Source organism: Kitasatospora sp. NPDC096140, from assembly GCF_040303045.1.
Taxonomy (GTDB): Bacteria; Actinomycetota; Actinomycetes; order Streptomycetales; family Streptomycetaceae; genus Kitasatospora.
This window is the reverse complement of the sequence record NZ_JBEOUW010000036.1, coordinates 72,526-97,626: the sequence shown is the minus strand read 5'-3', so window position 1 is coordinate 97,626 and position 25,101 is coordinate 72,526. Positions and strand designations below refer to the sequence as shown.

Below are 25,101 nucleotides of genomic sequence, written 5' to 3'. Positions count from 1 at the left end.
AGTCCAAGCACACCTGCTCGAACTCCTCGGCATCGACGAAACCCGACCCCGCTGGCTGGAGACCTAACTCCCCATGTGCGAAGTCCGGGGCTAGCCGGAGCGCACCGTGCCGCCGGAGAGCGCCCGGTGATGCAGGCGCACCCGGTGACGGAGGCGCACCTGGCCGGTCGGCCGACCGGGCCGCTGTGTCAGGATGATCGCTCCGGCGGTCGGCCGACGGCCGGAGCGACCGCCCGTCCGCTGGAGCGCCCGTGACCACCCGCCCGACCGCGTCGGAGACCGAGCAGCCCACCCGCCGCCTGTTCGGGGCGGAGCTGCTGATCGTCCTCGGCCTCTCGCTCGGGGCCAGCGGGATCAGCGCGCTGATCAGTTTCGCCGGCTCGCTCACCGAACCGATCAAGCTCGGCCAGCAGGTCGCCACGCTGAACGGGTCGCGGGCGCCCGGCCGGCCCTGGCTGGACCTGGTGTGGCAGCTGTACTACATCGGGCGCGGCCTGATGCCGGTGGTGCTGGTCGGGTACCTGCTGGTGCGCGAGGGTGTCACGCTGCGGGTGCTGGGCTTCGACCTCGGGCAGAAGCTGCGCGACCTCGGCCGGGGCGCGGCCGTCGCCGCGGCGATCGGCGGTTCGGGGCTGGCGTTGTACCTGGCCTCGCAGGCGGCCGGGTACAACCTGACGGTGGCGCCCTCGGGGCTGCCGGACGTCTGGTGGCGGGTGCCGGTGCTGGTGCTGTCGGCCTGGCAGAACGCCATCCTGGAGGAGGTCGTCGTCCTCGGCTACCTGCTGCGCCGGTTGGGGCAGCTGGGCTGGTCCTGGCCGGCGGCGGTGGTGGCGAGTTCGGTGCTGCGCGGCTCGTACCACCTGTACCAGGGGGTCGGCGGGCTGGTCGGCAACATGGTGATGGGGGCGGTGTTCTGCCTGCTGTACCGGCGCTGGGGGCGGGTGATGCCGCTGGTGGTGGCGCACGCGCTGATCGACACCGTGGCCTTCGTCGGGTACGCGCTGCTCGCCGGGCACGTCAGCTGGCTGCCGACCCCCTGAGCGCCCTGCTCGCCCGGCCGCGCGGGGGGCGGGCGAGCAGCCGGTCGACGTGCCGGCGTTCCAGGCCCTGGCCGGGGTCGATCGGCAGCAGCAGGCGCCCGCGGCGCCAGCGGGACCGGCGGACCAGCCGGGACGGGATGACGTCGTCCACCCAGGCGAACGGGCGGCTCCCGGCGTAGCGCAGCAGCGGGGCCCACTTGGCGGCGGAGAACAGCTCCATCAGCGGGACGCGCGGGTCGCCGGGCTGCGGGACCTAGCCGCTGAAGCGGACCACCGGGAGCGAGTCGAGCCCGATCACCGGGGCGATGTGGGTGTTGGCGTGGTCCTCCCAGGTGGTGGCCCAGACCAGCTCGTACGTGCCGGCGAGTTCGCGCAGCCACTCGCCGTGCCGGGTGGACAGCAGCACGGCGTGGCCGAACAGGGCGTGGGTGTCGAACCCGGCGTCCGGATGCGGGCAGACCGGGTTCAGGACACCGTCGACGTCCAGGAACAGCAGTGGCTTCGGCACCGGTGGCCCCCCAGGGCGGTCGTGTCTCCTACCCGCTCGGACGACCCGTCCGTCCCACCGGTTGCGACCGGGTGGGCGCACGCACGGCGCACGGGGCGCTCAGGACGCGGGTACGGGCTCCGCGACGGGCACCGGTGCGTCGGTGGTGCCCCGGCGGGTCAGCCGGCGCACCTGCGGCTCCAGCAGGACCGCCGCGCTGAGGACCAGGCAGACGACGGCGCAGGTCCAGAGCGCGCCGCTCAGGCCGAGCACCACGGCGGCCGGGCCGGCCAGTGCGGTGCCGACCGGGGCCAGCGAGTAGGAGCCGAGCTCGTCGTACGCGGAGACCCGGGAGAACATCTCCTCCGGGATCTCCTGCCGGAGCGCGACCATCCAGTTGACGCCGAAGACGGTGACGCCGACGCCGGAGAGGAACATGGCGGCGACCAGCAGGGGCAGCGGCGCGGCGGCGGCGAGGGCCAGCGCGGGTACGCCGAACAGGAACACCCCCCAGTTGCCGACCAGCAGGATCCGCCGCGGCCGCCAGCGTGCCATCAGCAGGCCGGTGGCGACCAGGCCGACGCCGTAGGCGGACATCGCCAGGCCCCAGGCGCCCGCGCCGCCGAGCCGCTCCTTGGCGATGGCGGGCCCGTAGACCGACTCGACCGCGCCGATGCAGGCGACCAGGACGGAGAACTGCAGGACGACCACCCAGAGCCAGCGGCGGGAGACGAACTCCCGCCAGCCCTCCCGCAGGTCGCGCAGCATGCTGCTGCCCGCGGGGGCGGGGGCCTGCTCCGGCTCCAGGAAGAAGCGCAGCACGGCGGCGATCAGGAAGCAGAGGGCGTCCAGGGCGAGCACCCAGCCCGGGCCGAGGGCGGCGGTGAGGGCTCCGCCGAGGGCGGCGCCGCCGATCTGGGCGGCGCTCTGGCCCATCCGGAAGACCGAGAAGGCGCGGGCCGCGTGCTCCTGGGGGACGGCCTGCATGATCATGCCGCCGGAGGCGGGGGAGTAGAGCGCGTAGCCGGCGCCGCCGGCCGCGGACAGCAGCAGGAGCTGCCAGAGTTGCGCGTCTCCCACCAGGACCAGCGCGGCCAGCACGGCCTGGGAGGCACCGCTGAAGACGTTGGCGGCGACCATGATCCGGTGTCGCGGCATGCGGTCGGCGAGGGCGCCGCCGAGCACCAGGAGCAGCACGGTCGGCAGCAGGCGGGCGGCCGTGACGTAGCCGACCTCGGTGGTCGTGCCGCCGTTGCCGAGGACGGCGAAGGCGGTGGCGATGGGGGCGCCGGCATTGCCCAGGCCGCTGATCACGGTGGCGGCGGTCTGGATGCGGAAGTCGCGGCTCGCCCAGGCGAAGCGGCGGGGGCGTGGCGGTCGGGTCGGCACCTGGCGACTATCGCCGGACTTCGGACAGGTGTCCATCGGGTTTTTGCACCTGCCGGGACGGCCCGGTCGGCCGGGGCGGGAGTCGGGGGATCGGCCGGGGCGCGGGCCGGGGGATCGTCGGGGGCGAGGGTGGGGCGGGATCAGCCGAGGTGACCCTGGAGGAAGGTGACCGTGCGGCCCCAGGCGATCCGGGACTGGAGGGGGTCGTAGGTGCCGAGCGGGTTCTCGTCGTTCATGAAGGCGTGCCCGGCCGGGTAGAAGTGGATCTCGGGGCGGATGTCGGTGGCCTCGCCGATCCGGATCGCGGCCTCGTCCACGGCGGCCATCGGGATCGAGCGGTCCGACTCGCCGAAGTGGCCGAGGACGTGGGCGGTCAGGCCGCGGTAGTCGAAGTCCGGGTCGGGCGGGAGGCCGTAGAAGGGCACCGCGGCGGCCACCCGGTCACCGGCCCGGGCTGCCAGCAGCAGGGCGAAGCCGCCGCCCATGCAGAACCCGACCACCCCGACGGCGTCGCCGACCACGCCGTCCAGCGAGAGCAGGTGGTCGACCGCTCCGGAGAGGTCCTCGACGGCCCGCTCGACCGGGAGTTCGCGCTTGAGCCGGGCCGCCTCGGCGCTGTCGTGGGTGGTCGCGCCGCCGAAGAGGTCGGGGGCGAGGACGGTGAACCCCTCGGCGGCGAAGCGGTCGGCCATGCTGGCGACGTGCGAGGTGAGCCCCCACCACTCCTGCACCACCACCAGGCCCGGCCCGGCGCCCAGCGGAGGGCGGGCCAGGTACCCGTGCGCCGTGCGGCCGTTGCTCGGGAAGGTGACGTTCTGCCGGGAGCCGCCCTGGTCGGACATGGCTTCCTCTCGCTGGGTCGGGCCGCGTGCGGCTGGGATTCGGTGGGGCGGGACGGGTCAGCCCATCTCCTCCAGGGCGCGGCCCTTGGTCTCCTTGATGCAGAAGGCCACGAACGGGATGGAGAGCAGTGCGAAGAACGCGTAGATGACGTACGTCGCCGAGAGGTTCCAGTCGGCGAGGTCCGGGAAGCTGACGGTGATCGCCCAGTTGGCGATCCACTGGGCCGAGGCGGCGACGGACAGGGCGAGCGCGCGGATCCGGTTCGGGAACATCTCGCCGAGCAGGACCCAGACCACGACGCCCCAGGAGAAGGCGAAGCAGAACACGAAGACGTGCGCCGCGACCAGGGCGACGACGGCGTGGGTGTTGTCCAGCGTGGCGCTGTCGCCGGTGCCGTGTCGGTAGGAGAACGCCCAGGCGGCGGTGCCGAGCGAGGCGGCCATGCCGACCGAGCCGGCCAGCGCGAGCGGTTTGCGGCCGATCCGGTCCACCAGCACCATCGCGACCACCGTGCCGATCACGTTGACGATCGAGGTGGAGAGGCTGATCAGGAGCGAGTTGGCCTCGTTGATGCCGACCGACTGCCAGAGCAGGGAGGAGTAGTAGAAGATCACGTTGATGCCGACGAACTGCTGGAACACCGAGGCGCCGATGCCGACCCAGACGATCGGCAGCAGGCCGAAGCGGCCACCGAGCAGGTCCTTGAGCCGCGGCTTGTGGGCGGACTCCAGCACCGCGCGGATCTCGGTCACCCGGAAGTCGAGGTCGACGCCCTCGCCCTCGACCTCGACCAGCACCTTGCGGGCCTGCTCCTCGCGGTGGTCGGCGATCAGGAAGCGCGGCGACTCCGGGATGGCCAGCGCCATCAGCCCGTAGACCAGGGCCGGGATGGTCTCGACGCCGAGCATCCACTGCCAGGCCTGGATGCCGCCGAGGTGGTTGGTGGACTCGCCGCCGGCGGCCTGGTTGAGCGCCCAGTTGGCGAGCTGCGAGACGGTGATGCCGAGCACGATCGCCATCTGCTGGAAGGAGGCGAGCCGGCCTCGGTAGGCGGTGGGAGCGACCTCGGCGATGTAGGTGGGCGCGATCACGGAGGCGATGCCGATCGCGACGCCGCCGATCACGCGCCACATGGCGAGCACCTCGATGTTCGGCGGGAACATCGAGCCGATGCCGCTGGCCGCGAACAGCACGGCGGCCAGCAGCATCGTGCGCACCCGGCCCATGTGGTCGGCGAGCCGGCCGGCGATCACCGCACCGGCCGCCGAGCCCAGCAGCGCGATCGCCACCACGAAGGCGGTGGTGCCGTGGCCCACTGCGAAGTGCTTCTGGATGCCCGTCACCGCACCGTTGATCACTGCGCTGTCGTAGCCGAACAGGAAGCCGCCCATGGCGGCGGCCGCCGAGATGAACACCACGTGGCCGAGATGGGCCTCGCCGGCCGCCCGTTGGCCGTTGGCTGTGGACACGCGCGCTCCCCGGGGTGGACGGGCCTGCTCTGACGCGGAGTGGGCAGGGCTCGTGTCACATTGCAGCAGCGCCGGGGCCGCGCCGCCCGTGTTGCGGGGCCGAACGGGTGACGCGCAGTCAGCCGTCGTTGCCCGGCACGGTGGTGCACGGTGCGATGGTGCGCGCTGCGGCGGTGCGCGGGCCGACGCCGCGCGGAGCGGTGGTGCGCCGCTGGTGACGGCGGAGCAGCTGGATGCGGGCGGCGGCGTACTGGTCGCGCCCGCGCCCGCCGCCGTCCGCCCGCTCGGCGAGCCGGTCGGCCATCGCGTGCTGCGTCTCGGCGGGCTTCTTGTCGTCGTACTTGAACTTGGCCCGCACCTCGTTCACGGTCAGCCGGAGCCCGCGCAGCCCGGGCAGTTGCCGGGCCAGCTCGCCGTCGCCGGGCACCACCCGGACCTCCGGCGTCTCGGGCTGGAAGTGCGCCAGCTGGCGGTTGAGGATCTCCGCCTTGCCGGCGGCGGACTCCACGACCTCGGCGGTGCAGTGGAAGTGCACCGAGGCGTAGTAGCTGGTCGGTGTGCCGGGGGCGCCGCGCCAGTGGCCCGGGGCGAAGGCGTAGCCGTCGGTGACCGCGAGGGTGACCTGCGGGTCGGCCCGGACGGCGGCGAGCAGCGGGTTGGGCGCGGCGAGGTGGAGCAGGATCTCGCCGCGTTCGGCGTCCAGCAGGAAGTGTGTCGGGACGAGCACCGGGCCCTCGCCCGGGCCGCCGTTGGCGGCGAGCAGGCCGAAGTCGCGGCCCTCGGCCAGCCAGGCGCGCCACTCGTCCTCGTCGCCGCGGTCCCAGGACCTGATCAGCATCGGGTGTTCCTCGTCAGCGGGGGTAGCCGCGCAGGTGCGCGGGGAGCGGGATGGTGCGGTCGTCGTGCGGAACGGGCGTGCCGTGCACGGTGGTGACCGGTATCAGGCCGGACCAGTACGGGAGGTCGACGTCCGCCGGGTCGTCGCCGGCGTCGTCGTCGCGGGTCTTGGCCGAGACCTCGTCCAGCTCCAGCCGCAGGACGGCGGTCGCGGCGAGCTCCTTCGCGTTGGCCGGGCGGACCTCGGCGGAACGGCCGGGGATCGCGTGGTCGACCAGGGCGGCCAGCGCGACGTCCAGCTCCTCGGGGTCGGTGACCTGGTGGGCGGTGCCGTGGGCGACGACCGAGCGGAAGTTCACCGAGTGGTTGAACGCGGACTTGGTCAGCACCAGCGCGTCCACCTGGGTGACGGTGACGCAGACCGGCATGCCCTGCTCGCCGGAGGCGCCGCGCATCGGACGGCTGCCGGTCGAGCCGTGGACGTAGAGTCGGCTGCCGACCCGGGCGTAGATCGTCGGCAGGACCACGGGCGCGCCGTCGGCGACGAAGCCGAGGTGGCAGATGTAGGCGCTGTCGAGGATGGCGTGGATCGCCTCCTGCTCCCAGGTGGCCCGGTCCTTGTAGCGGGTGGGGGTGGTCCTGGGGGTGCGGGAGTAGGTCGGCGAGCCTTCCGTGCTGTCTGACATGACAACCTCTATGTACTAGTGCATAATTTGGTTTGTGCTAGGAGACTATCCGCTGAAAGGGCGACGCGCCAGCGAAATCGCGGCGCACATCGAGCAGGGCGTGAGCAGCGGGCTGCTCGCCCCCGGAACCGCGCTGCCCCCGCTGCGCGACCTCGCCGCCGAACTGGGCGTCAACCCCAACACCGTCGCCGCCGCCTACCGGCTGCTGCGCGACCGCGGCGTGATCGAGACGGCCGGCCGCAAGGGCAGCCGGATCCTCCCCAGGCCCGCCCTCACCCCGCGGGACCAGATCCGCATCCCCGTCCCGCCGCACGCGCGGGACCTGTCCACCGGTAACCCCGACCCGGCGCTGCTGCCCGACCTCGGCCCCGCCCTCGCGGCCGCCGCCGAGGCCGCGCGCGCCGAACCGGTCCTGTACGGACACCCGGCCGCCGACCCGCAGCTGCTCGCGCTCGCCCGCGCCTCCTTCGAGGCCGACGGCCTGCCCGGCGGCCCGATCGCCGTCGCCTCCGGCTCGCTCGACACCATCGAGCGCATCCTCGGCGCCCGGCTGCGCCCCGGCGACGCAGTGGCCGTCGAGGACCCGGGCTGGGGGAGCCTGTTCGACCTGCTGCCCGCGATGGGCCTGAAGCACCTGCCCGTCCGGCTGGACGACGAAGGTCCGCTGCCCGACGCGCTCGCGGCGGCGCTGGCCGAGGGCGCCCGGGCGGTGGTGGTCACCAGCCGGGCGCAGAACCCGACCGGCGCGGCGCTCACCGCCCGCCGGGCCGAGGAGCTGAGGGCCGTCCTGGCCGAGCACCCCGGAGTGCTGCTGATCGAGGACGACCACGGGCACGGCATGGTCGACCAGCCGTACCACCCGCTGGCCGGCGCCGGCTCGCGGCACTGGGCGGTGGTCCGCTCGGCGGCCAAGGCGTACGGGCCGGACCTGCGGGTGTCGGTGGCGGTCGGCGACGCGGAGACGATCGGACGGGTCGTCGGGCGGCTGCGGCTGGGCGCCGGCTGGGTCAGCCACCTGCTGCAGCGCACCGTGGCCGAACTGTGGCGCACCGACGCCGCGCCGGTCGCGCACGTGGCCGCCACCTACCGGGCCCGGCGGGACGCACTGCTGGACGAACTGGCGGCGCGCGGGATCGAGGCGCACGGGCAGAGCGGGCTGAACGTCTGGGTGCCGGTGCCGGACGAGACCTCGGCGCTGGCGGCGCTGGTGCAGCGCGGATGGGTCGCGGCGCCCGGCGCGCGGTACCGGATCCAGTCGCCGCCCGGGCTGCGCTTCACGACGGCCCGGCTGGAAGCGGCGCAGGCCAGGGGTCTGGCGGAGGACCTGGCGGCGGTGCTGGGGACGGGCGGGGGCGGCTCGCGGCTGGTGTGACCGTCGGCGTGGTGCGGAGGGCGGTCGGAGGGGTCGTCGGGGGGGTCGTCGGAGGGGCGGTTCGTGGGACGGGCGGGGTGGGTGTGGCGGGTGTGAATCGCGGGCGGCATCCGGGCGTCGTTGCCGGTCTGGTCTGAACCCGCCGGTAACAAAAGCGGAAACCTGCTGCAGATACCTAGCGGTAACGGGAGAGGGCATGTCATCTTCATCGCGCCACCGGCCGGCGGCCCACCCTCACTTACGCGTCTTCCCGTTCCCCATGCCACGGGGAGACCGAGCCGCAGGAGTTCCGCAGTGCCCGAAATCCGTTCGAGCATCACCCGCAGCACGCCTCGACTCGGCCGACGGCTGCTCACCGCAGCCCTCGCCCTCCCGCTCGCCGTCGCAGGCCTGGCCGTCGCCGCACCGGCCTACGCCGCCCCGTCCGCCCTGACCGCCGTGCCCTCCGGGCCCACCGCCAGCGTCACGCTCGGCGACAGCTACATCTCCGGCGAGGCCGGTCGCTGGAAGGGCAACTCCGCCGGCACCAGCGGCAGCCGCAACGGCTCCGACCGTGCCTGGACCGGCAGTTCGTACGACCCCTCGCGGGTCTACGGCGCCACGGCGTCCAGCGGCTGCGACCGTTCCGACGTCGCCGAGGTGCTCAGCGCCTCGACCGGCGCCCAGAACGAGATCAACCTGGCCTGTTCCGGCGCCGTCACCGACAACGTCTTCCGCGCCTCCAACGGCGGCCAGTCGTACAAGGGCGAGGCCCCGCAGGCCGACCAACTCGCCACCGTGGCACGGCAGAACAACGTCAAGCTGATCACCCTGTCGATCGGCGGCAACGACCTGGGCTTCGCGGACGTCATCTCCAGCTGCGTCCAGGACTACCTGATCTGGTACTCGTACTGCCACGACTCCGCGCAGTCCCAGATCGACGACAAGATGCCCACCGCGATGGCCGGCGTCGGCAAGGCGATCGACGAGATCCGCGCCGTGATGGCCGGCGCGGGCTACGCGCAGTCGGACTACCGGCTGGTGCTGCAGTCCTACCCGTCGCCGATCCCGCGCAGCACCGAGATGCGGTACCCGGAGAGCGGATGGACCCGCTCCAACACCGGTGGCTGCCCGTTCTGGGACGGGGACGCCGACTGGGCCCGCGACTCGATGGTGCCGCAGATCTCCCAGGCGCTGGCGGGCGTCGCCGCGTCCAAGGGCGCGCAGTTCCTGGACCTGTCGGACATGCTGCAGGGCCGCGAGGTCTGCTCGACGGCCACCAAGCAGCCGACCGCGAGCTCCGGCCCGTCCGCGACCACCAGCGAGTGGGCGCGCTTCCTGGACGGCGGGCTCAACTCCACGCAGGGCGCGCTGCAGGAGTCGATGCACCCCAACTACTACGGCCAGCAGGCGGTCGGGCGCTGCCTGACGCTGCTGTGGGGCCGTCCGAGCGGTGACTACTCGTGCCACAACACGGCCGGGCAGGACGCGAGCGGGATGTACCTGACCGCGCGCTGACCGCAGCACGCCGACCGCAGCACGCCGACAACGCGCTGACCGCACGCCGACCGCGTGCCGACCGACCGCACCGCTCCGGTGCCCCCGCGGACCTGACCGCGGGGGCACCGGCGTCGGCTCGCTCAGCCCTTGGCGAGCAAGGACTGGGCGTGGGCGCGCACCTGATCCTTCGTCAGATAGGCGTCGGTGTACTCGAAGTCGCGCAGCCGGGCAGGCTGGCGGGCCAGGAATCCGGTGCGGACGAAGTCGTCCCCGGCGGTCGCGTTGAGCAGCCAGTTGGCACCCACCCGGAACTTGGCCACATTGGTGCGCATCGCCATCAAGTGGTAACCGCGCGCCACCAGTTGGGCCGGTACGCCGCGCAGCTCCACCCCGAGGGGCTTGGAGACCGCGTCCTTGCCGCCGAGGTCCACCACCAGGCCCAAGTCCTTGTGGTAGTAAGGCTCCAGGGGCTGGTTGCGGAGCGAGGCGATCACGTTGTTCGCCACCACGCGGCCCTGGCGGGCGGAGTGCTGGGCGGTCGGCGGGCAGACCGCGCCGTCGCCCTTCGCGAGGTCGGGAACGGCGGCGGCGTCGCCGAGCGCGAACACGCCCTCGAACTGCGGCACCCGCATCTCCGCCGTCACCGCCAGCCGTCCGCGGACGGTCTCGGCGTCCAGGGTGCCGATCAGCGGGCTCGCGGCCACGCCGGCGGTCCAGATCAGCGTCCGGCAGGGGAGCACCCGTCCGTCGGTGAACTTGACCGACTCGGCGCCGACCTCGGCCACCGACACACCCAGTGACACCTCGATGCCGCGCGCCCGCAGCACCTCCAGGGCGGCCTCGCCGAGCGGGTCGCCGAGCTCGGGCATCAGCTTCGGGGCGATGTCGATCAGGTGCCACTTGATCTGCCGGGCGTCCAGCCGCGGGTAGCGGTGCGAGGCCGCGGTGGTGAGACGCTGCAGGCAGGCGGCCGTCTCGGTGCCCGCGTAGCCGCCGCCGACGACCACGAACTGCAGCCGGGACTCGCGCTCCCGCTGGTCCAGCGACGTCGAGGCGAGGTCGAGTTGGGCGATCACGTGGTCGCGGACGTAGGCCGCCTCGGCGAGCGTCTTCATGCCGCGGGCGTAGTCGGTCAGGCCGGGGATGTCGAAGGTGCGGGTGACGCTGCCCGGGGCGAGCACCAGGATGTCGTACCGCTGCGCGATCACCTCGTCGGTGATCTTGCGGACGACGCACACCTTGGAAGCCGGGTCCACGCCGATGGCGCCGCCGGGGACGATGTGGGTGCGGCGCAGCGAACGGCGCAGGGAGACGGCCACGGACTGCGGGGTGAGGACGCCGGCGGCGACATGGGGGAGGAGGGGGAGGTAGAGCTGGTAGCTGAACGGCGTGACCAGCGAGATCTCGGCCTCCGACGGTGACAGCTTGTGTTCGAGACGGCGGGCGCACTCCAGGCCGGCGAAGCCACCGCCCACGATCAGGATCCGAGGTCGTTCCATCGCTCATCCCTTTGCCGTGAAGGTCCCCGTTACTGTCCGCCACACTCGCACGGAGCAGCGGGGGCTGCCACTGGGGTGGGGTGGATGGGGGAGACGGGGTGGGAGGGGCCGTCCGTGCAGCTGGGGGCGGCGGGTGTGCGGGTGGTGGCACCGATAGGGTGGGAGGCGTGCTACCCGAGGTGACGGCGATCCGGTACGTGACGCCACTGCGAGAAGGCGGCTCGATGCCGGGCCTGGTCGAGGCCAATGATCGGCGGCTCTACGCGCTGAAATGGGTCGGTGCGGCGCAGGGGCGCAAGGCGCTGGTCGCGGAGGTGCTGGCCGGGGAGCTGGGGCGGCGGCTGGGGCTGCCGGTGCCGGAGCTGGTGACCGTCGACCTGGACCCGGTGCTCGCACGCAGTGAGCCGGACCACCAGATCCAGGACCAGATGCGGGCCAGCGGCGGGACCAACCTCGGGATGGCCTTCGTCAGCGGTGCGCTCAACTTCGATCCGCTCTGCTTCGAGGTGGATCCGGAACTCGCGGGCCAGGTGCTCTGGTTCGACGCGCTGATCGGCAATGTGGACCGGTCCTGGCGCAACCCCAACCTGCTGGTGGCGACCGGCGGGCTGCGGCTGATCGACCACGGTGCGAGCCTGATCTTCCACCACAACTGGCCCGGCGCCGCCGCCTGGGTGCGCCGCCCGTACGACGCGTCCGACCATGCGCTGCTGGGCGCCGGGCCGGACGTGGAGGCGGCGGACAAGGCGCTCGCCCCGCTTGCGGAGGCGGCGATCGAGGCGGCCGTCGCGGAGATCCCCGAGATCTGGCTGACGGACGAGTTCGGCTTCGACTCGCCCGACGAGGTGCGCGCCGCGTACCGTGCCCAGCTGACCGAGCGACTGGCCGGTCCGCGTGACTGGCTCCCGGAGGTGCCCGCATGACCGGGTCGTCGACGTCCGCGCTGCCGGCCATCGTCGAGCTGCACGACTACGAGTACGCCGTGATCCGCGCGGTGCCGCGGGTGGAGCGGGGCGAGTGCGTGAACGTGGGGGTGCTGCTGTACTGCCGGCAGAGTTCGCACCTGGCCGCGCGCACCCACCTGGACCAGGCGCGGCTGCTGGCGCTGGACCCGGTCGCGGACGTGCAGGGCGTGCGGCGGGCGCTGCACGGGATCGAGGCGGTCTGCCTGGGCGGGCCGCAGGCCGGTCCGGCGGCGGGGGACAGCCCGGGGCAGCGGTTCCGCTGGCTGACCGCGCCGCGCAGTGCGATCGTCCAGCCGGGGCCGGTGCACACGGGGCTGACCGCGAACCCGGACGCGGAGCTGCGGCGGCTGTTCGACCAGCTGGTGCTCTGAGCGGCGCTGCTGCGCGCCTGCCCGCCTGCCCGGTGGACGGGGCCGGCCTGCCCGACGGGCAGGATCGGGGGCCGACGGGCGGCGGCGTGAGCAGGCTCGCGGACGGTTGCCCTGGTCAAAGCTTGAGTTGCTGAAGCACCTGGTCGTACCCTGACCCCATGGGTTCGACAGCGACGACGACCGTACCGACCAACGCCGAGCTGATGGAGGTGTTGGCCGCCGTCGGTGCCGCCTACTTCCAGGACTTCGCGGCGGCCGCGGCCCGGCACGGGCTCTCCTCCTCGCAGGCCAAGGCGCTGGGCGCGGTGCAGGAGCCGGTGCCGATGCGCGCGCTGGCCGGGCGGCTGGGCTGCGACGCGTCGAACGTCACCGGGATCGTGGACCGGCTGGAGTCGCTGGGCCTGGCCAACCGGGCGGCGGCGGCCGGTGACCGCCGGGTGAAGATCGTGGTGATCACGGACGAGGGCCGGGAGATCCTGGCCCGTATCCGCGGCGAGATGGCCCGCACCCACCAGGCCTTCCAGGAGATGACCGACGAGCAGCGGATCGCCCTGCACTCGATCTGCTCGCAGGTCCTGCCGGTGCTGGCCGGCCGGACGGGCGGCGCGCAGTAGGTCCCGCGCCGCCCGTGCCGCCGGCGCCGCCCGTGCCGCCGGCGCCGCCCGTGCCGCCGGCGCCGGGCGCACCCGCCGTCGTCAGAGCAGTGCCGCGAGTTCCGGCGGCAGGGGCCGGTGGTGGAGCAGGGTGAGCGTGCGGGTGGCCCGGGTGAGGGCGACGTAGCGGTCGCGCGGGCGGAGGGCGGCCGGCTCGACCACGACGACCGCGTCGAACTCCAGCCCCTTGGCGGCCGCGACGGTCACCGCGCCCAGCTCCGCGGCCAGGTCGTCCGGGGCGATCACGCCCAGAGTGCCCGGCGTTCCGGGGAGCCGGGCGAGCGCGGTGGCGAAGTCGGCGTCCGGGACGGGGACCACGTGCGGGCGCTCGGTGCCGGGGCGGATGGACTCGGGCGGCTGCCGGTCGGGCGCCACGGTGCGCAGGACGGCTGCGGCGAGCGCCATGATCGGCTCCGGCGTACGGTAGTTGACGGTCAGGCGTTCCTCGCGCCAGCGGCCGGGCAGGTGCGGGTCGAGCATCTCGGCCCAACTGCGGGCACCCGCCGGGGAGCCGGTCTGGGCGAGGTCGCCGACGATGGTGAGCGAGCCGGCCGGGACGCGGCGCAGGACGGCGCGCCAGGCCATCGCGGACAGCTCCTGCGCCTCGTCGACGACGACGTGGCCGTACGCCCAGGTGCGGTCGTCGGCCGCGCGTTCGGCGGTCGAGCGCTGGGGGCCGTCGTCCCGGAAGCGTTCGGCCAGGGCGGCGGAGTCCATCAGGACGTCGTCGGTCTGCCCGGTGATGGTCAACACGCCTTGGGCGAAGGAGAGTTCGTCGGCATCGTTGTCCGTCTGCCGGTCGGTGGTCGCGGACGGCCGCTCCTCGCCGAGGAGTTCGGCGGCCTCGTCCAGCAGCGGGACGTCCTCGGCGGTCCAGGGGCAGCCGGGCGGGCGGAGCAGGGCGGCGGCGTGCTCGGGGGCCGCTTCGGTGAGCAACTCGCCGTCGGTGAGCAGTCGTTCGACCAGCCCTTGGGGGGTGAGCAGGGGCCAGAGCGGGTCGAGGGCGGCGCGGACGTCCGCCCGGGCCCACAGCTCGCGCGGGGCGTAGTGGGCCTCCTCCGCGTCGTACGGGCGGCCGAGGGAGAGCGCCTGGGCGATGGCGAGGGCGTCGAGCAGGGTGCGCAGGTAGAAGGCGCGGGCCCGGTTGTGCGGCACGCGCAGGCCGCGGGCGGCGTCCCGGGCCTGGGCGCAGGCCCGGGCGGAGACGGTCAGTCCCTCACCGAGGTCGAGGCCCTCGGCGGGCGCCGACTGGTGCGCCGCGAGGGCGCGGCGGAGGACCCCGGCCATCCAGGGGCCGCCCTTGGCGACCGCCGTGGCGGGGGCGTCGGTGCCGGCGGCGGTGACACCGGGGTAGAGCTCGCCGACGGTGCGCAGCACCACCTCGGTCTCGCCGAGGGCGGGCAGCACCTCGTCGATGTACCGCAGGAACCCGGGGTTGGGGCCGATCAGCAGGACGCCGCGGCGCTCCAGCGCGGCGCGGTGGGTGAACAGCAGGTAGGCGGCGCGGTGCAGGGCGGCGAGGGTCTTGCCGGTGCCGGGGCCGCCCTGCACGACCAGGGCGCCGCGCAGCGGGGAGCGGATCACCCGGTCCTGCTCGGCCTGGATGGTGGCGACGGCGCTGCCCATCCGGCCGGTGCGTTCCCGGTCGAGGGCGGCGAGCAGAGCGGCCTCGCCGACCAGGGCGCGGCGGCCGGAGTCGTCGAGCCCGGCGAGGTCGAGCGCCTCGTCGTCCAGACCGGTGAGGGTGCGGCCGCGGGTGTGCAGGTGGCGGCGGCGGACGACGGTGCCGGGGTCGGCGGGGGTCGCGGTGTAGAACGGGCGGGCGGCCGGGGTGCGCCAGTCGAGCAGCAGCGGTTCGTACGCGTCGTCGGTCAGGCCGGTGCGGCCGATGTAGCGGACGGTGCCGTCGCGCTCGTCGAGGCGGCCGAAGCAGAGCCCGCGTTCGACGGCGTCGAGCCGGGCGGCGTGGCGGGTGGCCTCGCGGGCGCGGACCTCGCGCTCCAACCGGGCCTGGTGGGTGCCGCCGGGTGCGGCTGCGTCGTGGGCCCCGGCGACGGTGCGGCGGGCGCGTTCGCGGACGGTGTCCAGCCGGTCGTAGAGCCGGGTGAGGCGGTGCTGTTCGGTGCGCAGGGCCTCGGCGAGGACACCGCTGGAGTCTCGGGCGGCCGGTGGAAGTCCGTTCATCGATGTGGTATCCTTGCGGCGAGAAGGTTTTTGTGCGTCACCTGAAGGGTGCTCAATTGACCCAGCCTACCCCATCCGCCGACGTCCGGCGTGACCTCGGCTGTTACTCTTGCGAAGCGTGAGCGCGAAGCCCCAGATCCCCAATGTCCTGGCCTCCCGGTACGCCTCGGCGACCCTGGCCCAGCTGTGGTCCCCCGAGCACAAGGTGGTCCTTGAGCGCCACCTGTGGCTGGCCGTCCTGAAGGCCCAGCAGGACCTCGGTGTCGAGGTGCCGGCGAACGCCGTCGCCGACTACGAGCGGGTGATCGACCAGGTCGACCTCGGCTCGATCGCCGCCCGTGAGCGGATCACCCGCCACGACGTGAAGGCCCGGATCGAGGAGTTCAGCGAGCTCGCCGGCCACGAGCAGATCCACAAGGGCATGACCTCGCGGGATCTGACCGAGAACGTCGAGCAGCTGCAGATCCGCCAGTCGCTGGAGCACGTGCGCGACCGCACGGTGGCCGTGCTGGTCCGCCTGGCCAAGCTGGCCGCCCAGCACTCCGAGCTGGTCATGGCCGGTCGCTCGCACAACGTGGCCGCGCAGGCCACCACCCTGGGCAAGCGTTTCGCGTCGATCACCGACGAGCTGCTGGTCGCCTTCCGCCGTCTGGAGGAGCTGATCGCCCGCTACCCGCTGCGCGGGATCAAGGGCCCGGTCGGCACCGCCCAGGACATGCTGGACCTGCTCGGCGGGGACACCGAGAAGCTCGCCGAGCTGGAGCGCCGGGTCGCCGGGCACCTCGGCTTCGACAACGTGCTGACCAGCGTCGGCCAGGTCTACCCGCGCTCGCTGGACTTCGAGGTGCTCACCGCCCTCGTCCAGCTGTCCGCCGCGCCGTCCAGCCTGGCCAAGACCATCCGCCTGATGGCCGGCCACGAGCTCGTCACGGAGGGCTTCAAGGAGGGCCAGGTCGGCTCCTCGGCGATGCCGCACAAGATGAACACCCGCTCCTGCGAGCGCGTCAACGGCCTGGCCGTCATCCTGCGCGGCTACGCCTCGATGACCGGCGAGCTGGCCGGCGACCAGTGGAACGAGGGCGACGTCTCCTGCTCGGTGGTGCGCCGGGTCGCGCTGCCGGACGCCTTCTTCGCCTTCGACGGCCTGCTGGAGACCTTCCTGACCGTTCTCGACGAGTTCGGCGCCTTCCCCGCCGTGATCGAGACCGAGCTGGACCGCTACCTGCCGTTCCTCGCCACCACCAAGGTGCTGATGGGCGCGGTGCGCGCCGGCGTCGGCCGGGAGACCGGGCACGAGGTCATCAAGGAGCACGCCGTCGCCTCGGCACTGGCGATGCGCGCGGGCGCCCGGGAGAACGAGCTGCTGGACCGCCTGGCCGCAGACGAGCGGATCCCGCTGGACCGGGCCGCGCTGGACGCGCTGCTGGCCGACAAGCTCTCCTTCACCGGTGCGGCCGGCGCCCAGGTCGCCGAGGTGGTCCGCCTGGTGGAGGCCGTCGCGGCCGCCTACCCGGAGGCCGCCAAGTACGCGCCGGGTGACATCCTCTGAGGTCGATGTCCCGTGACGTCCCGGTGAGGTGACGTCGCGTCAGCTCTCGGGCGTGGGCCCCGCCGCCGGACCGGTGGCGGGGCCCTCGCGCGTGTGGACGTGGCCCGGGTCGAAGGGCGGGGTGGTGGTGCCGCAGGGCCAGTCGCAGTTCGGCTCGGCGACCGGCTTCTCCTCGGGCGCCAGCACGTTGCCCCGGATGGTGGCGAAGGCGATCAGCCCGCCGGAGGCCAGCAGGCCCGCGCAGATCAGCATCGCCGTGTGGAAGGCGGAGTCGACCTCGGAGGGCACCTGGTAGGCGTTGCCGCTCAGCCCGGCCAGGGCCGGCAGGGCGGCCACCGCGAGCAGGCCGGCCGCGCGGGCGGCGGCGTTGTTGACCCCGCTGGCGATGCCCGCGTGCCGGACCTCGACGGCGGCCAGCACCGTCGCCGTCAGCGGCGCCACCAGCAGGGTCATCCCGCAGCCCATCACCGTGACGGCGGGCAGCACGTCCGTCCAGTACGACGAGTCGGAGCCGATGCGGAGCATCAGCAGCACCCCGGCGGCGCAGATCAGGGGGCCGACGGTGAGCGGGATCCGCGGGCCGATCCGCTTGCCGAGCCGGCCGGCGCGCGCCGACAGCAGCAGCATCAGGATGGTGATCGGCACCAGCGCGAAGCCCGAGACCAGCGGTGAGAACCCGGCGACGATCTGCAGCTGCACCACCAGCAGGAAGAACACGCCGCTGAAGGCCGCGTACACGCAGAGGGTCACCAGGTTCACGGCGGTGAACAGCCGGGAGGAGAAGAGGCCGAGCGGCAGCATCGGTTCGGGCGCGCGGCGCTCGACGGTGACGAAGGCGACGCCGAGCACCACGCCGATCACGCCGCTGACCCAGACCGCGGGGGACACGCCCTCGCCGGCCGCGGTCAGCGCGTAGGTGATCGCGCCGAGCGCGAGCGCGGCGAGCACCGCGCCCAGCACGTCGAAGCGGCCGGTGGCGCTCTCGTCCCGGCTCTCCGGTACGGACCGGGTGGTGACCGCGATGACGGCGGCCGCGAGCGGCAGGTTCAGCAGGAAGATCCAGCGCCAGCCGGGGCCGTCCACCAGCCAGCCGCCGAGGAAGGGGCCGACCGCGGCCGACACCCCGCCGAGGCCGGACCACAGGCCGACCGCCGCCGAGCGGTCGTCAGGGTGGAAGACGGCCTGGAGCATGGCGAGCGAGCCGGGCGTGAGCAGGGCCCCGCCGATGCCCTGGACGGCGCGGGCGGCGATCAGCACCTGGATGTTCGGCGCGGCGGCGCAGGCCGCGGAGGCGACGGCGAACCAGACCACGCCGATCAGGAAGACCCGGCGTCTGCCGTACCGGTCGCCGAGCGCGCCGCCGAGCAGGATCAGGCCCGCCAGGGTGAGCAGATAGGCGTTCAGCGTCCATTGCAGGGACGCCAGGGAGGCGCCCAGGTCGGCGCCGATGCGGGGCAGGGCGACGTTCACCACGGTGCCGTCGAGCATCGCCATGCTGGATCCGAGCACCGTTGCCAGGAGTACCCAGCGACCCTGCGCGGTGCCCAGGCGCAGGGGGCCTGCTTCGGAGGTGGCCACGGCCCGATCCTGGCCCTGTGGGGCGTACGTGACAAGGCTCACCGGTGGGTGTGTTGGAGGCTGTCGGTGCGTGAGCGGACGACTGCGCAGCGCCGTCGTCGTCGGCGCAGGGTCGTGGATCAGTGGCACGGGGTGAATGGATTGTGTACACACGGTGCCGCGGATCATTCGGAGGGTGACCGGATCCCCGGGGGTCGTTGCGGATTCAAGAGATCGACATTGCTTCACCCGAACGGATGGGTTTTAGTTCAGCGACCGCCCGGCCAGCCCGGACGGATCCACCGGGTGGAACGCCGAGTCCTGCCGCTGCCCGGGTGGTTCGAACTGAACTCTGTACGGCAGGAGCGGGGGACCCACAGGTAAGTCGCCGGACCGGAGTTCGCGCCTCAGGGCGCGGGCGTCCAGGGCCGGCTTGGGGTGAAGCCGCGCATGCGGCCGGGCAACTCCAGCCCGAACCCGACAGCTCACCTCGCAGGCGTCGGAGAGGAAACTTCCATGCCTGCTCAGGCTCGTCGTATCGCCCTGCCCCGCGCCGCCCGCATCGGCATCGCCACCGCCGTCACCGGCGCCTCCTTCGCCCTCCCGCTCGTGACCGCGATCAGCGCCCAGGCCCACACCGCCCCGGCCGCCCCGGTCGCGCAGGCCGCCCCCGCCGCTGCCGCTGCTGTCGCCCCCGCCGCCGACGCCAAGCCGGCCGCGCAGGCCGCTCCGGCCGCCGCGCACGAGAGCTACCGCGTCGTCAGCGGTGACACCCTGTCCAAGATCGCCGACGTCAAGAACGTCGAGGGCGGCTGGCACGCGCTGTACGAGCAGAACCGCTCGGTCGTCGGCGCCAACCCGAACCTGATCTTCCCGGGCCAGCAGCTCACCATCGCCGGCCACGCCGCCGCGCCGTCCGCCGACGCCGCCCCGGCGAAGCCGGCCGCTCCGGCCAAGCCCGCCACGCCGGCCAAGCCGCAGGTCAAGGTCCAGGCCAAGACCGAGGCCGCGAAGCCGGCCGCCCCGGTGCAGACCCAGGTTCAGACCGCCGCTCCGGCCCCGGCCGTGACCGCCGCTCCGGTCGCCGCCACCGCCGGCTACGTCGCGCCGCTGGCCAACCCGGTCCTGGGCGAGGCCTACGGTGTCGCCGGCTCGATGTGGGCCTCCGGCCACCACACCGGCCAGGACTTCGTCTGCTCCACCGGTACCCCGCTGCGCGCCGTCGCCAACGGTGTCGTGGTCAAGGCCGGCAACGGCGGCGCCTACGGCAACGAGGTCGAGATCAAGCTCGCCGACGGCAAGTACGCGCAGTACGCGCACCTCTCGTCGATCGGCGTGAAGATCGGTCAGACCGTCACCGTCGGCCAGCAGCTCGGCCTCTCCGGCGCCACCGGCAACGTGACCGGCCCGCACCTGCACTTCGAGATCCGCACCACCCCGGAGTACGGCTCGGACATCAACCCGGTCACCTACCTGCGCGCGCACGGCGTCGCGCTCTGACCCTTCCGGGGTTTCAGGAACCACCGCTGCTGCGGAGCGAATCGATCCTCCGGGATGGTCATGTCGGGTGACCGCTCGACCGGGTGATCGCCGCACAGTGGACATGGGCGCGGGACACGCCCAGGCCGGCCCGGCTCGCGGGACACACCTCCCTCGCGAGCCGGGCCGGCCGCTGCCATTTCCGGGGCCGGTACGGCACGGGGGTTCGCTCCGGGGGCGGTCGGTGCGGCCGGACGGTGGGTCAACCCGGTCGGACGGTCCGCCTGCTGAACGCGCTGAAGGGGATCGGGAGTCAGCCGCGGTGGGCGGGCTGGCCGTACCGGGCGGCGGTCAGCAGGTCGTGCATCCGGTGGCCGAAGTCCTCGACGTCGCGGGCCGGTTCGGGGAAGACCAGGCGGACGTCGCGGTGCCCGTCGGGGTGGTCCAGGCGCAGCACCAGGCCGTGGCGGTCCAGGGCGAGCGGGCGGACGTCCGGGTTCCGGGCGAGCAGCACCGGGTCGAGCAGGCGGGTGAGGACGTCGAGCGCGTCGGCGTGGTCGTCGGCGAAGTGGGTGAGCATCGCGGCCTCGTGGCGGGCCATCGGGTCGGGGGTGGCGTGGGCGAGGTCGGCGGCGGTGACCGCGCCGGTGCCGTACGGGGTGGCGAGGACGGCGTGGGCGACGTCCACGCGCAGGTGGACGCTGAGGCCGTCGTCGGCGAGGTGGGCCAGCCGGAGCCGGCCGGCCAGGGTGAGGCGGGCGCGGACGCGGTCGCGGACGGCGACGGGGGAGACGTCGGTGACGTCGAGGACGACGGCGAGGCCGTCGGTGGCCCGGGCCGCGGCCGCGGTGAGCGGGGCGTCCAGTGGGGCGCGCAGTCGCAGGCGGGAGCCGTGGACGGAGACCGGGGTGTCCAGGTCGTGGTGCTCGCCCTGTGCGCGGACGGCGAGCGAGGAGGTCGTGCCGAGCAGGCTCAGGATCCGTTCGGCGGTGGTGGGCTCGGGGACCTCGGTGTCGCCGGTGGGCAGGCTCATGGACGGACCTCCAGTTGGTTAGGTGAGCCTAACCTAATGTTGCTGTCCGGGTGTGGCAAGCGCGCAGGGCCCGGACGCGCGGGAGGCGTCCGGGCCCTGCGGTGGGTGCGGTCGGGGGCGGGAGCGTCAGACGACGACGGCCTGGGCGTCGATCTCCACCAGCATCGGCTCCTGCGGGAGCTCGACGAAGACGGTGGTGCGGCAGGGCTTCACCCCGCCGGGCTTGACGTTCTCCTCGATGAACTCGGCGTAGACCTCGTTCATCAGCGGGAAGTCGGCGCGCTTGGTGAGGTAGACGCGGAACATCACCACGTCCTCGATCGTCGCGCCGCCGGCCTCGACGACGGCCTTGACGTTCTCCAGGGTGCGCCGGGTCTGCGCCTTCACGTCGCCGTGGTGGAGGTACTCGCCGGTCGCCGGGTCCTGCGGGCCCTGGCCGGAGACCTGCAGGATCGGACCCTTGCGGACGCCCTGGGAGAACGTCCAGGCCGGGGCGGGGGCGCCGTCGGTGCGGATCTCGACCTTCTCGGCGGGCTGGGTGTGCTCGGCGGCCTGGGCGGTCTCGGCGGGCTGGGGGCGCTCGGCGGGCATGGGGCTCCTTGGCGTGAAGTACGTGAAGTGCGAGAAGTGCGTCAGGTGACTGTCTGTCAGTTATGGTCGGGGCGGCCGCAGTCGGCCGAGACGGCGCGGGCGGTGGCGAGCAGGTGCGGGAGGAGGTCCAGCACCTGCTCGTACGGGAGGACGACGTCCGGGACGGAGATGGAGGCGGCGGCGACGACCCGGCCACTGGCGTCCCGGACGGGCGCAGCCACGCAGTTGATGAAGGACTCGTGCTCGGCGTGGTCCTGCGCCCAGCCCTGCGCGGCGACCTTCTCCAGCTCCGCGAGCAGCGCCTCGGGCGTGGTGAGGGTGCGTTCGGTGTGCGGGGTGAAGTCGATCCCGGCCACCACCCGGCGCCGCTCGGGCAGCGGGAGGTCGGCCAGCAGCACCTTGGAGACGGCGGCGCTGTGCAGCGCGGCGCGCAGGCCGATGCGGGAGTACATCCGGACCGGGTGGCGGGAGTCGAACTTGTCGATGTAGACCACCTCGCCGCCCTCGTACGCGGCCAGGTGCACGGTCTGGCCGGTGGCGGCGTTCAGCTCGGCCAGGTGCGGGGCGGCGATCCGGCGGATGCCGCGCTGCTCCAGGGCCAGGCCGGAGAGGGCGAAGAGGCCCGCGCCCAGGTGGTAGCGGTAGGCCGCGTCGCGATAGACGAATCGTTCCTCTTCGAGGCTCTGGAGCAGCCGGAGAACGGTCGTCTTGTGGACGCCGAGCACCTCGGCGAGCTGGTCGAGGGAACGTTCGCCCTCGCCGAGCTGGGCGAGGATGCGCAGGGCGCGGGTGACGGTCTGGCTCATCGTGCTCCGCTTCGAGGGCCGGGGTTGCTGCTCATTGTGCCCGGGTGCGGTCGGCGGGCGGGACGTGGTCGGTGAGGCCGGTGGGGCCGGCCGGATCGGTGGGGCCGGCCGGGCCGGTGAGGTGCGTGCGGCCGGTGGGCAGGGCAGGGCCGGTGATGCCGTCCGCGGTGACCCGGGTGGCGGCCCAGTCCGCGGGCGAGGCGTCGAGCAGCGCCGCCACCACGGCGGCGGGCGGCGGCTCGGCCTGGTCGCCGCGGGCGGTCAGGGCGCAGGCGGCGCTCAGGTGACCGAGCCGCAGGCGGCGGCGCTGGTCCAGGCCCCGGACGGTGCCGGCCAGGTAACCGGCCGCGAAGGCGTCGCCCGCGCCGGTGGCCTCGACCACCTGGACGGCGAGAGCCGGTTCGGTGACCGCCGTGCCGTCGCGCCCCAGGGCGGTGACGTGCCGGGCGGAGTCCTTGACGATGACGGTCGCGGGGGACGGGAAGCGACGGCGCAGCGCGGCCGGGTCGCCGGTGCCGAACGCGGCCTGCGCCTCGTCCGCGCCGAGCAGCAGCAGGTCGGCGGCGTCCAGCAGTGGGGGCAGCACGGCCGGGTCGCGGTCCCGCCACAGCGACGGGCGCCAGTTGAGGTCGAAGCTGACCAGCCCCCGGCCCCCGCCCGGCCGGGCCCCCGTGGTGTGGCGGCGCTCGACGACGAGGGCGCGCAGCAAAGCGAGGCAGTCGTCGGAGAGCGCGGCGGTGATGCCGGACAGGTGCAGCAGTCGGGCGTCGGCCAGCAGCCGGGCGGCGTCCGGGTCGGCGAGCAGTGCGGGGGACAGTGCGGCGGCCGCGGAACCGCGCCGGTGGTAGTGCAGCCGACTGCGCCCGGGGCCGAGGTCGTGGTCGTGGCCGGTGGAGCCGCCGACTTCCTTGAAGTAGAGGCCGGTCGGGCGGTGCGGGTCGACCGCGACCGCCGAGACGTCCACGCCGCGGGCGGCGAGCTCGGCCAGCAGTCGCCGGCCGAAGCCGTCGGCGCCGACCCGGCTGATCCAGGCGGTCGGCACGCCTAGTGCGGCCAGCACGCCGGCCGTGTTGGACTCGGCGCCGCCGACGGAGAGCCGGAAGGTCTCCACCGACTCCAGCGGGCCGGGGCGGTCCGGGAGCAGGACGGCCATCGACTCGCCCACGCACACGGCCGTCGGAGGAGGGCCCGGGCGGGCCGGGCCCGGGGTGTCCTGTCGCGGCATGTGCGGGGCTCCTCGTCTGTGGCCGTTGCGTCGAGAGCGGGCCCACTCCGTCGATCGACCGTCCGCCTGGTCGGGTGCGGGCCTGGTCCGTTGAGCGTGAGTCAGTTCCGTTGACCGTGATCCGGCGCCGATGCTAGAACCGTGCTGCCAGCATGCGCAACCCTCGTTGCACATGTTGCAACCTGGCGGATGGAGGAGGAGCGTGCAGCAGACCTTCGCAAGCAGCGGCACCGGGCCGGGCATCGCCCGCGACGCGGTGGCGGCGCTGGCCGACGAGCCGCTGGACCGGCGGTTCAAGGCCGCTCCGCCGGACTCCCACCCGGACCGGCGGCCGGGAGCCGCCACCCGGGGCCGCACCGTGCGGGAGTGGCTGGCCGGCGGCCCGACCCTCTCCTCGTTCGGCACCCCGCTGCTCACCCTCGACGGCGCCGCACTCGCGCACAACGTCCGCACCATGGCCGACTGGTGCGCCAAGGCGGGCGTCGCGCTCGCCCCGCACGGCAAGACCACCATGGCCCCCGCCCTGTGGCAGGCGCAGCTCGACGCCGGGGCCCACGGCATCACCCTCGCCAACCTGCCCCAGGTGCGGGTCGCCCGGGCCTTCGGGGTGCAGCGGATCCTGCTCGCCAACACCCTGCTCGACCCGGCCGGACTGGCCTGGCTCGCCGACGAACTGGCCGCCGACCCGGACTTCGCCTTCCTCTCCTGGGTCGACTCCGCCGAGAGCGTGCGGCTGATGGATGCGGCCCTGCGCGCCGCCGGGGCCGAGCGGAAGGTCGAGGTGCTGGTCGAACTCGGCGGCCCCGGCGGGCGCACCGGCGCCCGCGGCGAGGACGCCGCCGTCGAGGTCGCCGCCGCCGTGCTGCGCGCCCCCACCCTGCGCCTCGCCGGCGTCGGCGGGTACGAGGGCGCGCTCGCGCACGATGCCACGGCCGCCGGACTGGCCACCGTCCGCGGCTACCTCCGGGCCCTGGCCGGGCTCCACGGCCGGCTCGCGCGCGCCTACCCGGACGACGCGCCACCGGTGGTCACGGCCGGCGGCAGCGCCTACTTCGACCTGGTGGCCGAGGAGACGACCGGCCTGCCGGACGCCCTGGTCGTCCTGCGCTCGGGTGCGTACGTCGCCCACGACGACGGCTTCTACCGCGGCGTCTCACCGCTCGCCCGGGCCGACGGCGTGGCGCCGTTCCGCGGCGCGCTGCACGGCTGGGCCCGGGTGGTCTCCCGGCCCGAACCGCAACTCGCCCTGCTGGACGCCGGAAAGCGCGACCTGCCCTTCGACGAGGGCCTGCCCGAGCCGCAACGGGTGCGCAGCGGAGCCGAGTTGACCGGAACGGCGGCCCGGGTCAGTGCGCTCAACGACCAGCACGCCTTCCTGCGGGACGCGGGCGACCTCGCGCCGATCGGCGCGGTGCTGCGCCTGGGCGTGTCGCACCCGTGCACCGCCTTCGACAAGTGGACGGCGATCCCCGTGCTGGACTCCGCGGACGCGGCCGAGCCGAAGGTCACCGGCCTGGTCAGGACGTTCTTCTGATGGCCGGGGAGAGAGCGGCAGGGGCGGTCGGGAAGAGCGCGACGAGCAGTGTG

At 73.9% G+C, this 25,101-nt stretch carries 23 protein-coding genes and 1 riboswitch; of the genes, 9 read left to right on the top strand and 14 right to left on the bottom strand.

The genetic code is table 11. The features are described from left to right. Positions 1–251: 251 nt before the first annotated feature. Complete coding sequence (locus ABT048_RS30720; protein WP_350524810.1) at positions 252–1,040, top strand: CPBP family intramembrane glutamic endopeptidase; 789 nt, start codon at positions 252–254, stop codon at positions 1,038–1,040. Here the strand turns inward: ABT048_RS30720 and ABT048_RS30715 are convergent. From ABT048_RS30715 to ABT048_RS30685, 7 genes are all read right to left on the bottom strand, one after another. Next, positions 1,018–1,260: a hypothetical protein gene (locus ABT048_RS30715; RefSeq protein ID WP_350524809.1), complete on the bottom strand. Its 243-nt coding sequence runs from the start codon at positions 1,258–1,260 to the stop codon at positions 1,018–1,020. The genes ABT048_RS30720 and ABT048_RS30715 overlap by 23 nt on opposite strands. 33 nt (positions 1,261–1,293) lie before the next feature. Further along, entirely contained in the window at positions 1,294–1,548 is a 255-nt protein-coding gene (locus tag ABT048_RS30710; RefSeq protein ID WP_350524808.1) for an HAD domain-containing protein, read from the bottom strand. Positions 1,549–1,647: 99 nt separating this feature from the next. Next, positions 1,648–2,916 (bottom strand): MFS transporter, encoded by a 1,269-nt coding sequence (locus tag ABT048_RS30705; RefSeq protein WP_350524807.1) that lies wholly within the window; start codon positions 2,914–2,916, stop codon positions 1,648–1,650. A 140-nt stretch (positions 2,917–3,056) separates the two neighbouring features. Further along, positions 3,057–3,758, bottom strand: coding sequence for a dienelactone hydrolase family protein (locus ABT048_RS30700; RefSeq protein ID WP_350524806.1), 702 nt, complete (start codon positions 3,756–3,758; stop codon positions 3,057–3,059). 57 nt (positions 3,759–3,815) lie between these two features. Continuing rightward, positions 3,816–5,228, bottom strand: a complete 1,413-nt coding sequence (locus ABT048_RS30695) for a sugar porter family MFS transporter (protein ID WP_350524805.1) — start codon at positions 5,226–5,228, stop codon at positions 3,816–3,818. Between the two features lie 118 nt (positions 5,229–5,346). Beyond that, positions 5,347–6,066 (bottom strand): FMN-binding negative transcriptional regulator, encoded by a 720-nt coding sequence (locus ABT048_RS30690; protein ID WP_350524804.1) that lies wholly within the window; start codon positions 6,064–6,066, stop codon positions 5,347–5,349. A gap of 13 nt (positions 6,067–6,079) precedes the next feature. Further along, positions 6,080–6,751: a pyridoxamine 5'-phosphate oxidase family protein gene (locus ABT048_RS30685; protein WP_350524803.1), complete on the bottom strand. Its 672-nt coding sequence runs from the start codon at positions 6,749–6,751 to the stop codon at positions 6,080–6,082. A 34-nt stretch (positions 6,752–6,785) separates the two neighbouring features. Between ABT048_RS30685 and ABT048_RS30680 the strand changes: the two genes are divergently transcribed. Beyond that, complete coding sequence (locus ABT048_RS30680; protein WP_350524802.1) at positions 6,786–8,123, top strand: aminotransferase class I/II-fold pyridoxal phosphate-dependent enzyme; 1,338 nt, start codon at positions 6,786–6,788, stop codon at positions 8,121–8,123. 294 nt (positions 8,124–8,417) lie between these two features. Next, positions 8,418–9,620, top strand: a complete 1,203-nt coding sequence (locus ABT048_RS30675) for a GDSL-type esterase/lipase family protein (RefSeq protein WP_350524801.1) — start codon at positions 8,418–8,420, stop codon at positions 9,618–9,620. 122 nt (positions 9,621–9,742) lie between these two features. On the opposite strand, the gene ABT048_RS30670 is transcribed toward ABT048_RS30675, so the two are convergent. Further along, positions 9,743–11,101 (bottom strand): NAD(P)/FAD-dependent oxidoreductase, encoded by a 1,359-nt coding sequence (locus ABT048_RS30670; RefSeq protein WP_350524800.1) that lies wholly within the window; start codon positions 11,099–11,101, stop codon positions 9,743–9,745. A gap of 167 nt (positions 11,102–11,268) precedes the next feature. Between ABT048_RS30670 and ABT048_RS30665 the strand changes: the two genes are divergently transcribed. From ABT048_RS30665 to ABT048_RS30655, 3 genes are all read left to right on the top strand, one after another. Next, positions 11,269–12,024: a HipA family kinase gene (locus ABT048_RS30665; protein ID WP_350524799.1), complete on the top strand. Its 756-nt coding sequence runs from the start codon at positions 11,269–11,271 to the stop codon at positions 12,022–12,024. Then, the gene (locus tag ABT048_RS30660; RefSeq protein WP_350524798.1) at positions 12,021–12,437 is read left to right on the top strand and encodes a DUF3037 domain-containing protein; all 417 of its coding nucleotides are present in this window, start codon (positions 12,021–12,023) and stop codon (positions 12,435–12,437) included. Before ABT048_RS30665 ends, ABT048_RS30660 begins: the two co-directional genes overlap by 4 nt. A gap of 158 nt (positions 12,438–12,595) precedes the next feature. Continuing rightward, on the top strand, positions 12,596–13,051 hold the full coding sequence (locus tag ABT048_RS30655; protein ID WP_350524797.1) for a MarR family winged helix-turn-helix transcriptional regulator: 456 nt from the start codon (positions 12,596–12,598) through the stop codon (positions 13,049–13,051). A gap of 81 nt (positions 13,052–13,132) precedes the next feature. Here ABT048_RS30655 and ABT048_RS30650 read toward each other — a convergent pair whose 3' ends face one another. Continuing rightward, a complete protein-coding gene (locus ABT048_RS30650) occupies positions 13,133–15,274 on the bottom strand; it encodes a HelD family protein (protein WP_350524796.1) in 2,142 nt (713 codons plus the stop codon). A gap of 109 nt (positions 15,275–15,383) precedes the next feature. Between ABT048_RS30650 and purB the strand changes: the two genes are divergently transcribed. Further along, positions 15,384–16,823, top strand: a complete 1,440-nt coding sequence (gene purB, locus ABT048_RS30645) for an adenylosuccinate lyase (RefSeq protein WP_350524795.1) — start codon at positions 15,384–15,386, stop codon at positions 16,821–16,823. A 39-nt stretch (positions 16,824–16,862) separates the two neighbouring features. Here purB and ABT048_RS30640 read toward each other — a convergent pair whose 3' ends face one another. Then, entirely contained in the window at positions 16,863–18,401 is a 1,539-nt protein-coding gene (locus ABT048_RS30640) for an MFS transporter (RefSeq protein WP_350524794.1), read from the bottom strand. A 312-nt stretch (positions 18,402–18,713) separates the two neighbouring features. Continuing rightward, a riboswitch (cyclic di-AMP (ydaO/yuaA leader) is annotated at positions 18,714–18,894 on the top strand. A 2-nt stretch (positions 18,895–18,896) separates the two neighbouring features. Between ABT048_RS30640 and ABT048_RS30635 the strand changes: the two genes are divergently transcribed. Then, the gene (locus tag ABT048_RS30635) at positions 18,897–19,880 is read left to right on the top strand and encodes a peptidoglycan DD-metalloendopeptidase family protein (protein ID WP_350524793.1); all 984 of its coding nucleotides are present in this window, start codon (positions 18,897–18,899) and stop codon (positions 19,878–19,880) included. A gap of 292 nt (positions 19,881–20,172) precedes the next feature. Here ABT048_RS30635 and ABT048_RS30630 read toward each other — a convergent pair whose 3' ends face one another. From ABT048_RS30630 to ABT048_RS30615, 4 genes are all read right to left on the bottom strand, one after another. Next, positions 20,173–20,892: a DUF2470 domain-containing protein gene (locus ABT048_RS30630; RefSeq protein ID WP_350524792.1), complete on the bottom strand. Its 720-nt coding sequence runs from the start codon at positions 20,890–20,892 to the stop codon at positions 20,173–20,175. A 126-nt stretch (positions 20,893–21,018) separates the two neighbouring features. After that, positions 21,019–21,483 (bottom strand): RidA family protein, encoded by a 465-nt coding sequence (locus ABT048_RS30625; protein ID WP_350524791.1) that lies wholly within the window; start codon positions 21,481–21,483, stop codon positions 21,019–21,021. A gap of 56 nt (positions 21,484–21,539) precedes the next feature. Further along, positions 21,540–22,289 (bottom strand): IclR family transcriptional regulator, encoded by a 750-nt coding sequence (locus tag ABT048_RS30620; protein WP_350524790.1) that lies wholly within the window; start codon positions 22,287–22,289, stop codon positions 21,540–21,542. Positions 22,290–22,320: 31 nt separating this feature from the next. Then, positions 22,321–23,514, bottom strand: coding sequence for a sugar kinase (locus ABT048_RS30615; RefSeq protein ID WP_350524789.1), 1,194 nt, complete (start codon positions 23,512–23,514; stop codon positions 22,321–22,323). A gap of 202 nt (positions 23,515–23,716) precedes the next feature. On the opposite strand from ABT048_RS30615, the gene ABT048_RS30610 reads away from it, so the two are divergent. Continuing rightward, entirely contained in the window at positions 23,717–25,048 is a 1,332-nt protein-coding gene (locus tag ABT048_RS30610) for a type III PLP-dependent enzyme domain-containing protein (protein ID WP_350524788.1), read from the top strand. The last annotated feature ends 53 nt before the right edge of the window (positions 25,049–25,101 follow it).

What these genes read in the sequence shown, in the direction of transcription:
- ABT048_RS30715 (WP_350524809.1), bottom strand. Translation starts at nt 1,260, where the DNA reads ATGGAGCTGTTCTCCGCCGCCAAGTGGGCCCCGCTGCTGCGCTACGCC.
- ABT048_RS30700 (WP_350524806.1), bottom strand. Translation starts at nt 3,758, where the DNA reads ATGTCCGACCAGGGCGGCTCCCGGCAGAACGTCACCTTCCCGAGCAAC.
- ABT048_RS30690 (WP_350524804.1), bottom strand. Translation starts at nt 6,066, where the DNA reads ATGCTGATCAGGTCCTGGGACCGCGGCGACGAGGACGAGTGGCGCGCC.
- ABT048_RS30685 (WP_350524803.1), bottom strand. Translation starts at nt 6,751, where the DNA reads ATGTCAGACAGCACGGAAGGCTCGCCGACCTACTCCCGCACCCCCAGG.
- ABT048_RS30670 (WP_350524800.1), bottom strand. Translation starts at nt 11,101, where the DNA reads ATGGAACGACCTCGGATCCTGATCGTGGGCGGTGGCTTCGCCGGCCTG.
- ABT048_RS30660 (WP_350524798.1), top strand. Translation starts at nt 12,021, where the DNA reads ATGACCGGGTCGTCGACGTCCGCGCTGCCGGCCATCGTCGAGCTGCAC.
- ABT048_RS30655 (WP_350524797.1), top strand. Translation starts at nt 12,596, where the DNA reads ATGGGTTCGACAGCGACGACGACCGTACCGACCAACGCCGAGCTGATG.
- ABT048_RS30650 (WP_350524796.1), bottom strand. Translation starts at nt 15,274, where the DNA reads ATGAACGGACTTCCACCGGCCGCCCGAGACTCCAGCGGTGTCCTCGCC.
- ABT048_RS30635 (WP_350524793.1), top strand. Translation starts at nt 18,897, where the DNA reads ATGCCTGCTCAGGCTCGTCGTATCGCCCTGCCCCGCGCCGCCCGCATC.
- ABT048_RS30630 (WP_350524792.1), bottom strand. Translation starts at nt 20,892, where the DNA reads ATGAGCCTGCCCACCGGCGACACCGAGGTCCCCGAGCCCACCACCGCC.
- ABT048_RS30625 (WP_350524791.1), bottom strand. Translation starts at nt 21,483, where the DNA reads ATGCCCGCCGAGCGCCCCCAGCCCGCCGAGACCGCCCAGGCCGCCGAG.
- ABT048_RS30620 (WP_350524790.1), bottom strand. Translation starts at nt 22,289, where the DNA reads ATGAGCCAGACCGTCACCCGCGCCCTGCGCATCCTCGCCCAGCTCGGC.
- ABT048_RS30615 (WP_350524789.1), bottom strand. Translation starts at nt 23,514, where the DNA reads ATGCCGCGACAGGACACCCCGGGCCCGGCCCGCCCGGGCCCTCCTCCG.